The sequence below is a fragment of the Rhizobium sp. FG113 genome, assembly GCF_057809895.1.
Genome location: NZ_JBMDKV010000013.1, coordinates 103,899 through 117,587 on the forward strand (window position 1 = coordinate 103,899; position 13,689 = coordinate 117,587).

Annotated in this window: 12 protein-coding genes and 2 pseudogenes; 5 read left to right on the forward strand and 9 right to left on the reverse strand. The window is 58.0% G+C overall.

Annotation, left to right across the window (positions count from 1 at the left end; genetic code table 11):
* Positions 1 to 178: 178 nt before the first annotated feature.
* Positions 179 to 361, reverse strand: a pseudogene (locus tag ACODTZ_RS24775) (DUF4142 domain-containing protein); the annotation flags it as partial.
* 23 nt (positions 362 to 384) lie between these two features.
* Positions 385 to 558 carry a hypothetical protein gene (locus ACODTZ_RS24780; RefSeq protein ID WP_489028908.1) on the reverse strand — a complete coding sequence of 58 codons (174 nt, stop codon included), beginning with the start codon at positions 556 to 558 and terminating at the stop codon, positions 385 to 387.
* Positions 559 to 726: 168 nt separating this feature from the next.
* Here ACODTZ_RS24780 and ACODTZ_RS24785 point away from each other — a divergent pair, with 168 nt between their 5' ends.
* On the forward strand, positions 727 to 1,035 hold the full coding sequence (locus tag ACODTZ_RS24785; RefSeq protein WP_489028910.1) for a hypothetical protein: 309 nt from the start codon (positions 727 to 729) through the stop codon (positions 1,033 to 1,035).
* 310 nt (positions 1,036 to 1,345) lie between these two features.
* Here the strand turns inward: ACODTZ_RS24785 and ACODTZ_RS24790 are convergent, their stop codons facing one another.
* The 5 genes from ACODTZ_RS24790 to ACODTZ_RS24810 form a co-directional block, all read right to left on the reverse strand.
* Positions 1,346 to 1,555, reverse strand: coding sequence for a hypothetical protein (locus ACODTZ_RS24790; protein WP_489028912.1), 210 nt, complete (start codon positions 1,553 to 1,555; stop codon positions 1,346 to 1,348).
* A 392-nt stretch (positions 1,556 to 1,947) separates the two neighbouring features.
* A complete protein-coding gene (locus tag ACODTZ_RS24795; RefSeq protein WP_489028914.1) occupies positions 1,948 to 2,439 on the reverse strand; it encodes a cupin in 492 nt (163 codons plus the stop codon).
* 1 nt (position 2,440) lies between these two features.
* The gene (locus tag ACODTZ_RS24800; protein ID WP_489028915.1) at positions 2,441 to 2,689 is read right to left on the reverse strand and encodes a hypothetical protein; all 249 of its coding nucleotides are present in this window, start codon (positions 2,687 to 2,689) and stop codon (positions 2,441 to 2,443) included.
* An 867-nt stretch (positions 2,690 to 3,556) separates the two neighbouring features.
* Entirely contained in the window at positions 3,557 to 3,937 is a 381-nt protein-coding gene (locus tag ACODTZ_RS24805) for a response regulator (protein WP_489028917.1), read from the reverse strand.
* Between the two features lie 2 nt (positions 3,938 to 3,939).
* Positions 3,940 to 5,340 carry an HWE histidine kinase domain-containing protein gene (locus tag ACODTZ_RS24810; protein WP_489028919.1) on the reverse strand — a complete coding sequence of 467 codons (1,401 nt, stop codon included), beginning with the start codon at positions 5,338 to 5,340 and terminating at the stop codon, positions 3,940 to 3,942.
* Between the two features lie 206 nt (positions 5,341 to 5,546).
* Between ACODTZ_RS24810 and ACODTZ_RS24815 the strand changes: the two genes are divergently transcribed.
* The 4 genes and pseudogenes from ACODTZ_RS24815 to treS all read left to right on the forward strand — a co-directional run.
* On the forward strand, positions 5,547 to 6,182 hold the full coding sequence (locus ACODTZ_RS24815) for a glutathione S-transferase family protein (RefSeq protein ID WP_489029046.1): 636 nt from the start codon (positions 5,547 to 5,549) through the stop codon (positions 6,180 to 6,182).
* A gap of 100 nt (positions 6,183 to 6,282) precedes the next feature.
* A complete protein-coding gene (locus ACODTZ_RS24820; protein ID WP_489028921.1) occupies positions 6,283 to 6,726 on the forward strand; it encodes a DUF2231 domain-containing protein in 444 nt (147 codons plus the stop codon).
* 1 nt (position 6,727) lies between these two features.
* On the forward strand, positions 6,728 to 8,065 hold the full coding sequence (locus tag ACODTZ_RS24825; protein ID WP_489028923.1) for a PQQ-dependent sugar dehydrogenase: 1,338 nt from the start codon (positions 6,728 to 6,730) through the stop codon (positions 8,063 to 8,065).
* Positions 8,062 to 9,723, forward strand: a pseudogene (gene treS / locus ACODTZ_RS24830) (maltose alpha-D-glucosyltransferase); the annotation flags it as partial. The gene ACODTZ_RS24825 and the pseudogene treS, both read left to right, overlap by 4 nt.
* 211 nt (positions 9,724 to 9,934) lie before the next feature.
* On the opposite strand, the gene ACODTZ_RS24835 reads toward treS, so the two are convergent.
* Complete coding sequence (locus ACODTZ_RS24835) at positions 9,935 to 11,194, reverse strand: cation:proton antiporter (protein ID WP_489028925.1); 1,260 nt, start codon at positions 11,192 to 11,194, stop codon at positions 9,935 to 9,937.
* Positions 11,195 to 11,355: 161 nt separating this feature from the next.
* Entirely contained in the window at positions 11,356 to 13,674 is a 2,319-nt protein-coding gene (locus ACODTZ_RS24840) for an FdhF/YdeP family oxidoreductase (protein WP_489028927.1), read from the reverse strand.
* Between the last annotated feature and the right edge of the window lie 15 nt (positions 13,675 to 13,689).

Here is a 13,689-nt window from a genome sequence, read left to right on the forward strand (position 1 = left end):
GCTCCCATCGAGTGGAGTTCGGCCTCTACTTCCATGCGGAAAACGTCGAGGAGTTGGCCGGTAAGCTGAAGGGGAGGCTTCTGCATCCCCAAGGCTGAAGCCATGGGGGATGTTCGAGTTCGCGATATCGAATCCGGACGAGCATCTGGTACGCGTTGGGCGGGGTGCCACGTAAGGCTTACTTGTTCATGTCTTTGGCCATCATCAGATGGTGCTCCAACGCCGGCCGGGTCTTCGCGGCTCAGGCATTCAGTTCCGCATTTTCGCCCTGGTCGCCGTAGCGCTTGAACAGGTCGACTGCGTCTTCATGCACGTCCTCCTGGTCGGAATGATAATGCTTGGTGAAGTCGTCGCCGTTCAGCTCGCAGGCACTCGCAGATCAATTTACCCTGCCGCGTGATAGCCGCCGTAAATGCCGATGCCGACGTAGAATGCGAAAGCGGCAAGAGCGATCGCAACGCCGACCCAGACGGCTCCACGGCCGAACCGCGCCTTCTGGCGGGTCTGCGCGGGACTGTCGGTCGATGGTGCAAGGGTTGGTTCGTCTTTAGCTTTCATGTCGATCTCCTGGCTTTATTGTTAGGGAAAGCTACTAAAGCGGTAAAACGTTCCACGACAAGCGACGCCCACATCCGAGAAATCGCGAGCGCCCGCTAACGTTTCCACGGGAACAACCAACGGAGACCTTTGTGCCAAGTGCACCACATCCCAACCTAGGAGGAGACTATGCGCTCAAACATTATTGCCACCGCGATCTTGGCAGTCGGCCTCGCCGGCTCCGCTCTTGCTCAATCCAACCCCGCGCCGGCAGGTTCCACTATGGACAAGAACCAGGCCGACACCGGTGGCGGCGCGAGTTCGGATATGAAGAAACCGATGACTATGGATTCTACGAAGACCGGTAGCACGATGAAGATGGACAAGACCAAGTGTGCCAATCCTGCAAGCAGCGCAGGCAATGGCAAGCTCCAGACACAGGGCGGCAAAAGCAACGCCACGCCAGAGGACGAAGCCTGCGCCTCGCATAACAACTAGATTCCCGCTCTGGATATAGCGATCAATTGGGTCCGTCGCGACACATTGTTTGCGGCGGATTTCTTCAAGAAGTGTTGACCGTTGTGGCTGGCAGGGGACGTGGTCCTAGTCTGAATAGCCGAAAACGAAACTTCAGTATTAGGCGCCGTGTCGGGGAACTCCACTGGGTTGCCTCCTGTTTGTATGGAGAACATTCAACTTGGATTTTGGTCCCTGTAAACACTCACACAGAAAGCAAAAGCTTGGTGGGTCTGCGCGCTACGGCTCGTTACGACATCTTTGCGATCACTTCGCATAGAAGCGCCCTGCCTCACAGTATGATGTCGGCGGCGACGGCCTGGAATGATGGTCTCCGGCGCTTGGCCGCCATTAGAAGATCAAGCTCGATGGAGGAAGGTCCAAAACGTTTGAACAGGTCATCAGCATCCCGCCTGTCTAGGCCATACTTCGCGCAAAATTCCTCAAGGGAGTATGGCCTGCCACGCAGGGGGCGTGCGCGCTCTGAGAGTTTGTCGTTCATTCGCGGCCTCCTTCAGTTGGCGGAGAAATGCCATCGCAGGTAATTTGTTCCCTTGAGCAAATTTCGCCAACTGCGCTACCCTCTTGTTCGTAGCCCGGCCCTCCGGCCATCAAGCCCGCAGGGGCGCACCCTGTGGTTCAATCCGAGATTCGTGCCTAGGCGATTAGGTGTCGTATCTAGCGATCTCTTGGCGCTCGACAGCCTAGAAGATGAGTTCAGTTTACCGTCGAGGGCAGGGGGTACAGTTGAAATCGTTCACCTTTCCTCGCCCGCGGAGCTGATGACTTGGATTTTTTCGCACCTGATGATGTGAGCGAGCTAGCCAACGATTTCGAGCACAAGTTCGCTGGCTTTTCCAACCCACTCCCTCTAACGGCGTCTGGCATCCGATTTCACACTTTCCAGCGTCTTACCAGTCCGTCGGACGTCCCTAGAACCGGGTCAGTATCAGGTACGGGCAACCTAGATATCTTGGTTAGAACGCCTAGTGTCGGAGCCGTTCTTTGGATGTCCGCTTGTTGCCCATGCGGATAAGCGCCGACTACCTCGAAATCCGGAGAAGATTTGAGGTTTTGGTGACCTGTTCCTGCCGGTAATAGCAAGCAGTCACCGCACGAAACCTGCAGTGCTCGCCCCCCGGGGCCCCCGATCAACAGGGTCGCAGATCCCTGGCCAATGCCAAGGATCTCGTGCGCTCCTGAATGATAGTGCTGATAGCTGAAGACCCCATTTCGCCAAACGCCGGTCCAGCCATTGTCAGCGAAGAGAGCTTCGAACGAACTGGCGACCGCTGCTCCGCCTACGTTTCTATAGACCAGGACCGGGAGCCGAAGATTATTCGGTACCCAGTCACTTGATGGGAACATGACCTCTTCAATGTCCATTTTATCGGTCTCGGTTTTTGAAGTCGGGTTTTGGCTCGTCGCTCTCGTCGTTCAGCGACGGCAGAAAGGTTTCAACATCGCGTCTTTCCCGATCAGATAGTGATGCTATTTTCTCGTTCCAAAACCGCGCTGCCTCTGGCGGATCGCCATCCCAGTCTCTTGATGAGCCAAGATTGTCGTCAATCACCGCAATCCGTCGGCCACCTAGACGTCGATATTCGTTGGCAAGTTCTTTCGAGGCGTTGTCCAAGATGCTTTCTCCTTACTAACTTCAGGGCATAACTTTTGCCGCTTGGTGCAGTTCCGGAGAAAACGGCAGATCGACAGAAGAGTATCCCGGTCAGAGGAGTCACTGGCAGCGACAAAGCTTGCACGCCTATTAGCCCCAATGTGAAGGAGGCAGCAAACGCGCAAACAGTGACGGCCATCGACACCCTCGTGGACGAGATGAAGACGAAAAGAACAGCGCAACCGGTGGCTGCTGCAACAGCGATCCCGAACCGTGGATGAGGTGCGCCAGAGCAGACAGTTGATGTCGATGTAAACCACAAGCAGGAGTGGTCCGCGATGTTCGGCGCCCTCGATAGCTGAAACAAGGCAAAGGAAATTGCCCACCCCAAAACGGTCCAAATGATCGCGGCTAAGGTGATTGAAGCCGATCAGATCGATGGAGCGTAGCCAGCTGGACGCGACGTTGAAGGGTCTACGTTTCGAGCGGTCTGCAACGCACCGCCCGAATTACGCCCAGCTGGCTTTATACCGGTTCCAGACATCGGCATCTAGTGGCGGCTAAGAGTGTAGCCGCAGATCAAGGTCATCTAGAAGAGTTGTCGTGCTGTGCTTCGCCTCGACCAACTCTAATGCCGTTGTGATAGTCCGCCTTCCCTGCGCGACGTTTGGGATTGGATATTCTTCTAATCGCGATCCAACCTGAGCGGGATGCAAGGCAGTTCTTGGCGACCAGCAGCATCGCCGGCTTAATTTCGTCTGTGATATTCAACCGTCTGGATTGCAATTGGTTCCTATCGGACCGTCGGCACATTGTGATGGTCGAGGCCGTAAGGCTTTCTCCTCGATGGAAGGCAACAGTGAAACTCATTCGCAGGAGCCGTTCTCGCTACTGCTTGGCCATCCACCGAAGCGTGGAAGTGACCTCCGAGTGATCGTATGGCTTTGAGAAAAACACAGTACGCGGAGGGATGCCGCCATCATCAAGGCGGACATGGCCGGAGGTGATGATGATTGCAATGGGGGGCCATCGATCCCGTATCGCCGCCGCTAGCTTGAGGCCGTCCATCGAGCCCGGCATGTCGACGTCGGTGAATACGACGGTGATATCCTTGCGAGCCTCAAGAATGGAGATCGCCTCGTCCGCATCTCGCGCCTCGACTGCTTCGAATCCTGCGTCTTCAACGAGATCGAGTGCCATCAACCGAAGAAGAGGCTCGTCCTCCACCACAAGAACGGCCTGGCGGCACGGCTGCGCGAATTGTCCCATCGTTATTCCGTATCTTGCAGTTGGCGCAGAGGGGCGGTCATCGTCGCGTTAAACCCTGCAAAATCATAACTCACCTGCACCCCTCCGGTTCCAATCAGCCCCATACGGATAAGCTTCGAACCAAAACCCTTCTCATTTGGGGTGCTGACAGGAGGTCCACCCCTCTCGGTCCACGAGAATTGGAAAACGGCATCCTCTCCGACACCTTCTACGTGCCAGGAAACAGTGACCCGGCCCGTGTCGTTCGAAAGCGCTCCGTACTTGACAGCATTGGTCGCCATCTCGTGGAGGACGAGCGAAAGTGACAAAGCGCTTTTCGGACCAATCATCACATCGGCGCCGTTCACGTCCAATCGTCCTGCCGGGACGAGACGCTGCAGCGTCGAGAATACGAGCGATCGGATCGGCGCCTGCTGCCAGTACCTATCAAACAGGATGTCATGTGCGGAACTGAGCGCCTGGATCCGCTCTTGCAGGGCGGCAACGTACTGGCGCTCGCCAACCGGTTTGAGGGTTTGGGTGGCGATCGCCTGTACCATCGCCAGCGAGTTCTTCAGGCGATGGCTCATCTCTCTGTTGATGATCTCCTGACGCTCTTCGGCAAGCTTTCTGTCGTTGATGTCGGACGCCGCACCGAACCACTCGAGAATGGTGCCGGTGTCATCCAGGACAGGGACTGCCCTCGACAAGGTCCAGCCGACGCTTCCATCGGCCCGCCTGACGCGGTGCTCGTGTGCGAACATCGACTTGGCGGCGATCGCCTCATTGATGGCGAGCTCGATCTCCGGCACATCGTCGGCAAACAGATACGCGTCTTGCCAGGCAGCGCTTGGCTGTAGGGTGTCCACGAGATATCCACGTCCTTCGAGCTGGCGCATCTCTTTCCAGTCCGCACTCATGCGGTACACGACGTCGCTCGTGGCGTTCGTGAACGCCCGGAAGCGCTCCTCGCTCTGCCGCAAACTTTGCTCCGCAAGCACGGTCGCCGTCGTTTCCACCACCGTGTCCATCATCCCGGCCACGGCGCCATCGTCCCCACGGATCGGGCTGTAGCAGAATGTGAAATAAGCCGTCTCAGCGAATCCATGGCGGTCGACGATGAGCGGGAAGTTCTCAATGAAGGTGGACTCGCCACGGAAAGCCTTCTCGGCGATAGGGGCGATGTCGCTCCACGCTTCTTGCCAGACATCCGCGAAGGAGCGGCCGAGTGCCGATGGTTTGTCACCAAGGATCGGGAGAAACGCATCATTGTGGATCGTCGTCAGGGCCGAGCCCCAGACGATAGCCTTGGGAAATTTTGAATCGAGGGCCAGATCAACGATCGTTCGCAGGGAAACCGGCCACTGGGATCGAGGGCCAAGCGGCGTCCGTGACCAGTCGAAGTCTTCAACGCGCTGCCGCATCGATGGATATGGAGACTTCAGTTCGTTCAGCAGCGGGACGTCCTCGGGTGATGGAATTTGCGTGTCATTGCAGCGAACGCACCGCTACAAAGTAGGGCGGTGAGCGACATTTCAAAGTGGGCTTGCCCTTCATTCTGGACGGCTGTCTCGGTTGGCTATGATCCAGTTTTCGTAAACAGTTGAAGGATCATCATACGGAGCAGTTTGTGCTTACAGTCTATCACCTGAACAACAGCCGGTCGCAGCGCGTCCTATGGATGCTTGAAGAACTGGAAATCGAATATACCATCCGCCGCTATCAGCGCCTGCCCGATATGAGCGCCCCCTCTGAACTGAAGAGGGTCCATCCGCTAGGCAAATCGCCGATTATTGAGGACGACCTAAACGGGCGCCGGACCGTCTTCGTGGAGACGGGCGCGATATGCGAGTATCTGGTCGATAGAGCGGGTGGTATTCTCGGGCCGCCCGCTGGTGCCGACGGGATCCGACGATACCAGCAGTTTCTCCACTACGCGGAAGGCTCCGTCATGCCGGTGCTGTTTGCGCTGCTTGTGGCGTCGCGAGTACCGATCCTTGGCCGCTTTGCCGTGAAAAAGGTCCGGCCGATGCTGGATGTCCATCTGGACTACATCGAGGCGGAACTCGCCTCGCGACCGTGGTTTGCCGGCGACATCCTCTCGGCTGCGGACATCATGATGAGTTTCCCGCTTGAAGCCGCTCGGGCCAAGGCAGGCCTCGACCAGTCACGCCCAGCGACAGTTGACTGGCTTGAGAGGATCCATGCCCGCCCTGCTTACAAACGGGCGCTGGCGAAAGGTGGAACGTATAGTTTCGCCGTGTGAATGACAAAATCAGTTTGCCGTTGGGCGAATGAGGACGAGGGGAACAATCAGCGAGATTGCCAGTTCATCATCAAGTTGCCAGTCTCGTTGGATAATACCCATGACCTATGTCGCCGCTCCGCCCGTGCTGCAGGTATTTAAATCTTCCTTCCGCTCAATCCCCCTACATTTCGCCGCTGCCTGTTTCATCGGCGCGCTTCTCACCGATATCGCCTATTGGCGAACGATGCAGATGATGTGGACCAACTTCTCCGCGTGGCTCCTGCTTGCCGGGGCTGTACTTGGTGCCGTCGGATTGCTGGCAGGGCTGATCGATGCGGCGCGGGGTCTTCTTGCGCTGAGGTCCGCGGCGGGTTGGCTCTATGTTGTCGGGAATCTCATCGTGTTTGGCCTCGCCATCTTCAACTCCTTCGTTCATAGCCGTGACGCCTGGACATCAGTGATGCCGCTGGGGTTGGCTCTCTCTGTGGTGACTGTCTTGCTGGTGCCGATCGTTGCAGTGCTGGGCGCGCGCGTTCGACGCCTCGCTGCGGGAGGATGGTAAAATGAAGCTTCTGTCCCAGCGATATCGCATATTCACCGCCGGCCTGTTCGCAAGCGCCGGACTATTGGCGCTAGCCGGGTGCAGTGACAATGAGCCGGAGCCGACGGAGATCGGCCCCAACCCGAAACTTCCGGCCCAGGCCGAATATTTCGTGCCGCCGATGAACGTCGCGAAGGTGGTCGGCTGGAAAGATGGCGAGACGCCGAAGGTGGCGGCAGGGCTAAAGGTCCAAGCTCTGTCCACCGGGCTTTCACATCCTCGTTCCGTCTATACGCTTCCCAACGGCGACATTCTCGTCGTCGAATCCACGGCGCCGAAAGGCGAGCCCATTATGCGCCCCAAGGATCTTATCGTGGGATGGGTACAGTCCTTCGCGACGGGCAGCGGAGGTGGCGGAGGCGAGCCCAGCAACCGTATTACGCTACTGCGCGACGCCGATGGAGATGGTGTGGCTGAGACGCGGGAGGTATTTCTCGATCATCTGAATTCACCTTTCGGCGTGACGCTGGTCGGAGGCGACCTCTATGTCGCCAACACTGACGCAATTATCCGTTATCCCTACCACGAGGGCGATACCAAGATAAGCGACCCCGGCACGGTTCTGACCGAGCTGCCGGGCGGCCCGATCGACCATCACTGGACGAAGAGCCTCGTGGCGAGCGGCGACGGCAGCCTGCTTTATGTCGGCGTAGGCTCCAACAGCAACATCACGGAAAACGGCATCGAAGCGGAGAAGAACCGAGCCGCGATCTGGGAGGTCGACCGTCAATCGGGCCGCCACCGGATTTTTGCTGCCGGCCTGCGCAATCCGAACGGATTGAGCCTGGAGCCGCAGACGAAAGCGCTCTGGACCGTCGTGAATGAACGGGACGAGCTCGGCCCGAACCTCGTGCCCGACTACATGACCTCGGTTAAGGATGGCGGCTTCTATGGCTGGCCGTACAGCTACTACGGGCAGAATGTCGATCCGCGCGTGATGCCGCAGCGTGCAGATCTGGTCGCAAAGGCGATCGTCCCGGATTATGCGTTGAGCTCGCACGTCGCCCCGCTCGGCATGGCATTCTATACCGCCAACAATCTGCCCGAGACCTATCGAGGCGGCGCTTTCATTGGCGAGCACGGCAGTTGGAACAGGCATGCCTTCAACGGCTACAAGGTCGTATTCGTGCCATTCAAGGATGGAAAGCCTGATGGCTCGCCGCAGGATGTGGTGACCGGTTTCCTTAGCGATCAAAACCAGGCGCGAGGCCGGCCCGTCGGCATTGGCGTTGACGCTAAGGGGGCGTTATTGGTCGCCGATGACGTCGGCAACACGATCTGGCGGGTGACCGCACAATGAACCGATACGAGCGGCCCGTGCGAGACCACAAATTAGGCGGCGACGCGGTGTGGTACAAGGATGCGGTCATCTATCAGCTTCACATCAAGAGCTTCTTTGATGCCGATGGAGACGGTATAGGTGATATCAAAGGGCTGACACGCAAGCTGGACTACATTGCCTCACTCGGGGTGAACACGATCTGGCTATTGCCATTCTACCCTTCTCCGCGCCGGGACGACGGCTATGATATCTCGGACTATCGTAATGTCAGCGCCGAGTATGGCTCGATCGACGACTTCCAAGCCTTCGTCGATGCGGCGCATCTCCGACATATCCGCGTCATCATCGAGCTTGTGGTCAACCATACCTCCGATGAGCATCCATGGTTTCAGCTCGCCCGCCGCGCTCCCGCAGGATCGCCCGAGCGGAATTATTACGTCTCGTCGGATACGGATGACAAATTCGCGGAAACGCGCATCATTTTCATCGACACGGAGAAATCGAACTGGAGCTGGGATCCCGTCGCCAAGGCTTATTATTGGCATCGCTTCTATTCGCACCAGCCAGATTTGAACTACCGAAATCCTGAGGTGGTCGAGGAACTGCTCTCCACCATGAACTTCTGGCTGGAGAAGGGTGTGGACGGCTTCCGGCTCGATGCCATTCCCCACCTTGTCGAGCGTGAGCATACCGACAACGAGAACCTCCCCGAAACCCATGCCCTGCTGAAACATATCCGTGCTAAGCTTGCGGAAAAACATCCAAATGTGATCCTGCTCGCCGAGGCCAATCTCTGGCAGGAAGAAGCGCGCGAATATTTTGGCAACGGCGACGAATGCCATATGGCATTTCACTTTCCACTCATGCCACGTATGTTCATGGCGCTGGCGAAGCAAAGCGCCAGACCGATCAAGACGATCCTGAGGCAGACGAGTTCCATACCCGAGGAATGCCAATGGGCGATCTTCCTTCGCAACCACGACGAACTGACGTTGGAGATGGTGACGGAGGCGGAACGCAACTTTCTCTGGGAGACCTATGCCGCCGACAAGCGCGCCCGGCTGAACCTCGGCATCCGCCGCCGGCTGTCGCCGTTGATGGATCAGGACCGACGGAGGATCGAGCTGCTGCACATGCTGCTGTTCTCGCTGCCCGGAAGTCCGGTTCTTTATTACGGTGACGAGATCGGTATGGGCGACAATATCGATCTCGGCGATCGTGACGGGGTGCGGACGCCGATGCAGTGGTCGAGTGCCGAGAATGCGGGCTTCTCGAATGCGGAGCCTCACAAGCTGGCTTTGCCCATCATTGAAGACCCGCAATTCAGCTACGCTGCGATCAACGTCGCCGAGCAGGACGATGATCCGCATTCGCTCTTGAACTGGACCCGGCAGATGTTGGCGTTGCGCCGAAAGCACCGTGCTTTCGGACGCGGCACGATGCGGTTCGCCAAGACGGACAACGACAGCGTGATCGCCTATATCAGGACATGCGGCGACGATGTAATCCTCTGCGCCGCCAATCTTTCCGAAACGTCGCTGGCGGTGAAGCTTTCCCTTCCCAACCTCGAAGGTTTGGTGCCGGTTGAGCTGTCGGGCGGCGCATCGTTTCCCGCTATAGGCCGGGACAGCTACCCGCTGACCTTCCAGCCCTATGCCTATTTTTGGCTCAAGCTGACCAAACCACAATAGCCACAAGCACGGGGCGAGGGGCGATCTGGTTGTGTTTTCGGCTGCCCGAGGCGATAGCTGTCTCCAATGTCCCGTCGCCTATTATCGGTTGCCCGGCGAAATATTCGTCCGTTTCTTCGTCCAGCTAGAAACCTACCTCGGCGTTACACGCCGCTCCGCAATAAAGGACGGAGTGTTTCTAACACGATGTTTGGTGTTATCTCGCCGTAGGCTTCATACTGTCGACGCCGCGCCGACGGTCGATCCACTGCATGACCGGTGTCACGGCGACACCGTGAAGCACTATGGACGCCAGAATGATGACGAACACCGTTGCCCATACGGTCTCCACGTTTTCGAACTGCGCATTCCTTGTAGCATAGGCGAGGTAGTACACCGACCCCAGTCCGCGTATGCCGAACACAGAGACGATCACTCTCTCCGCAGCCGGTCGACGGCAGCCCAGAAGGCTGATCCATCCGGCAAGAGGTCGGACGATCGCAAGGGTGAGGGCTGCCATGATGGCCACACGCCAGTCGACGTGTTGAAGGAGGTAGCCCTCCGCCACGATCGACCCGAAGCAGACCAGCAAGACCATCATCAGCATGCGTTCGATCTGCTCGCCGAAATCGTGGAGCTGTCCGTGGAAATCACTCTTTCTTTCTACGCTACGGAGGGTGAGAGCGGCCACGAAGACCGCCACGAAACCGTATCCATGCACGAGCTCGGTAAGCCCGTAAGCCACGCAGGTGAAGCCGAGCGCCGCAAGGCCGTCGCCGGTCCGCGATATCCTTCCGCTTTCCGGGACCTGGAATGTCAGCCATCCGAGAATGCGTCCGACGATCAACCCCATAGCCAGGCCAGCCGCCAGCTTCCAAATGACGTCAAAGACCAGCCATTGACCGACCCACCGCATACTGTCTGCTTCGCTACCCGCCATCGCGATCGCCGCCATCACGAAGGGAAAGCTCAGACCGTCGTTCAAACCTGCCTCCGACGTCAGTGCGAAGCGGATATCGTCCTCTTCGCCGGTCTGAGGTGGGCCGACTTGAACGTCAGCCGCGAGCACCGGATCGGTAGGCGCGAGCGCCGCGCCAAGCAGCAGCGCCGTCGCCGAGCTCAGGCCCAGTACGCTCCATCCGAGGAGTGCGATCGCAGCGATGGAAAGAGGCATTGCGATACCGAGAAGCCTCCAGGTGATCATCCATCTTCGCCAACCGATCGGCCTATCGATTTTGAGGCCCGCGCCCATTAGAGCGACTATTACGACGAACTCGGTAAGATGCTCGGCCCAGACAGTGTTTTCAAGCGGATTGAACCGCGGAAGCGGTGTGAACGGCGACCACGCCAGCAACATACCGATCGCGATGCAGCAGATTGGAAGCGAAAGCGGAATACGTCGAAGCGCCATGGGTAGCCAAGCGGTTAGGAGCACAACCGCACCGAAGATGAGCAGGGTGTCGACGTAGCTGTTCAATACGCTTACTTCCTCCTTGCGGGCGCGAGGCGGCAACCTGCGGCGAGACGATCTCAAAAAAAATCTACGGTGATCACGTCGCGATATGGCGCGACTGGGCTGCCGATGCGACGGGCTTTGGGATCGATCGTCCATCAAGCCGCCGAGGAAACCCAAAAGCATTAGCGGCTATCCGCCGACTTTCTCCTCCGTGGGCCAAATACCTGAGCCGAAATCGTCACCGGGATAGCCTTTGATGCCGGCGTCTTCGAAAGGACGTCGTGGTGGTCAATTGCATTGAGGACGTTACATTCCGGGTAATAGGCAGCGATGGTTCCGCGCGGCAGATCGTGAAACCTCACGGTTAGGCCGGCAAGTTCGCGCCGCTTTCCATCCTCGAAGTCGCTCGCCAGTGTGACGTGTTGACCTTCCTGCAGGCCGGCATCGACAGCGTCCGCCTCGGCCATAAGAACGATGTCACGCGTTCCCTCGATACCACGAAAGCGGTCAGAATAGCCATATATCGTGGTGTTGAACTGGTCGTTGGACCTTATGGTCACCAGCCGATATCTGCCGGGCCGATCCTCGAAGGATAGCGCATTCAGTCTTTGAGGAGCGGTGAAGATCGCCTTCTTTGGCTTCGTGTTCCAGACTCGCTCGTGGGCGGCGTTGCCACGGTAGAAGCCGCCAGGTTGAAACATGCGCGCGTTGTAGTCCTTGAAATCCTTCGGGTAGGTGTATTCGATCAGATCACGGACGAGATTGTAGTCGGCGGTCCACTCGTCCCATTTCAACTTCTGACTTGGAGGCAGCGTGGCTTTGGCGATCGCCGCGACGATCGCCAGCTCGCTCTTCAAGTGCTCCGAAGCCGGCGTTCGTTTGCCGACACTTCCACTTATATGCGAGAAACTGTCCTCAGTCGTGACTGCCTGCGGCCCGGTCGCCTGATTGTCGATCTCAGTCCTCGAGAGGCAAGGGAGGATGTAGGATACTCTGCCCGGAAAGAGATGGCTTCGATTGAGCTTGGTGGAGACCATGACCGAAAGCTCCTGAGCGGCCCAGGCGCGTTCCATTTCCTCTTGATCAGGAACCGCCCGCACAAGGTTGCCGCCGAGGCAGATGAAGGCCTTGGCCTCGCCGGCTATTAGGCCCTTGACCGCTTCGACGATGGGTACGCCGTCTTTCGTCGGTGGGTTGAAGTCGAAGAGTTCCTTGAGCTTGTCCATCGGGATCAGCTTGGTCTTTTCGGCAATCCCGACTGTTCGCTGCCCCTGGACATTCGAGTGCCCGCGGACCGGACAGCAGCCCGCGCCCTCGCGTCCGATGTTGCCGCGCAGGAGAAGGAGGTTCACGAGCATGCCGATGTTGAGCGCTCCCTCCACATGCTGGGTCAAGCCCATCCCGTAGACGCCGATAACGTTTTTCGCGCCGATGTAGATGTCGGCGGCGTCCCGAAGCGCGGCCTCAGTCAGACCGCTCTCACGCTCGATGTCTATCCAGGACGTATCGCGGACCACTGCGATGAATTCCGAAAACCCTGTTGTGTGCTCCTCGATAAAGGCGACGTCGAGCACGCGATCGCGACCATCACGAAGAGCCAAATCGTCGGCGTCGACAACGTGCTTGCAGAGGCCAAGGATCGCTGCAATGTCGCCGCCGGCCTTCACCTGAAGGTACTGGTCGGAAATCTGGGTTTCGCGCCCCGTTAGCATGTCGACAGGGCTTTGCGGATTGACGAAGGAGACGAGGCCCTGCTCAAGGATTGGGTTGAAGGTGACGATCCGAGCGCCCCGCTTCTTTGCGTCCTGAAGCGGATGGAGAAAGCGAGGACTGTTTGACCCTAGATTCTGTCCGAAGAAGAAGAACGCGTCGGCTTTCTCCAAGTCTTCCCAGACGACCGTCCCCACCGGCGACCCGATGACATTGTTCAGGCCAACGGAGGTCGTCTCGTGGCACATGTTCGAGCTTTGCGGGAGGTTATTATTGCCATAGACGCGGGCAAGCAGAGCGTAGAGATATGACGCCTCAAGACCCGCGTGGCCGGACGAGTAAAAGACGACGCTCTCCCTTTCGAGACTTTTCAAAACCTCACCGATATCGGCGAAGGCCTCATCCCAGGTAACTTCGACATAGCGGTCCGTCTCCTGATCGTATTTCAGGGGGTGCGTCAGCCGACCGGCCATTTCCAAGTCGTGGTCCTTCCAACCCCGAAGCTCGGTGACTGTATGATCGCTCCAGAAATCCGGAGTGCAGCGGTGCGACGTAAGCTCCCAAAGCGTCGCCTTTGCGCCATTCTCGCAGAACTCGAATGGATGGTAGTTCTCGGGCTTGGGCCACGCACAAGACACGCACATAAAGCCGCCCGGCTTGTTCTGCTGGCTCAGGGTCTCGATCGCTGCAGGCGTCGGCCAGCTTTCGCCGTAAATCCTGGCGATCGATTTCAGCGAACCCCAGCCGCCTGCAGGGCTCTCGCCATCGGGATTATGAATTTGGTCAGCCATTGCGTGCTCCAAACC

Excerpts from the sequence above, each read along its gene's own strand:
- ACODTZ_RS24825 (WP_489028923.1), top strand. The coding sequence starts at position 6,728 with ATGAAGCTTCTGTCCCAGCGATATCGCATATTCACCGCCGGCCTGTTC.
- ACODTZ_RS24785 (WP_489028910.1), top strand. The coding sequence starts at position 727 with ATGCGCTCAAACATTATTGCCACCGCGATCTTGGCAGTCGGCCTCGCC.
- ACODTZ_RS24810 (WP_489028919.1), bottom strand. The coding sequence starts at position 5,340 with ATGCGGCAGCGCGTTGAAGACTTCGACTGGTCACGGACGCCGCTTGGC.
- ACODTZ_RS24805 (WP_489028917.1), bottom strand. The coding sequence starts at position 3,937 with ATGGGACAATTCGCGCAGCCGTGCCGCCAGGCCGTTCTTGTGGTGGAG.
- ACODTZ_RS24795 (WP_489028914.1), bottom strand. The coding sequence starts at position 2,439 with ATGGACATTGAAGAGGTCATGTTCCCATCAAGTGACTGGGTACCGAAT.
- ACODTZ_RS24820 (WP_489028921.1), top strand. The coding sequence starts at position 6,283 with ATGACCTATGTCGCCGCTCCGCCCGTGCTGCAGGTATTTAAATCTTCC.
- ACODTZ_RS24840 (WP_489028927.1), bottom strand. The coding sequence starts at position 13,674 with ATGGCTGACCAAATTCATAATCCCGATGGCGAGAGCCCTGCAGGCGGC.
- ACODTZ_RS24780 (WP_489028908.1), bottom strand. The coding sequence starts at position 558 with ATGAAAGCTAAAGACGAACCAACCCTTGCACCATCGACCGACAGTCCC.
- ACODTZ_RS24790 (WP_489028912.1), bottom strand. The coding sequence starts at position 1,555 with ATGAACGACAAACTCTCAGAGCGCGCACGCCCCCTGCGTGGCAGGCCA.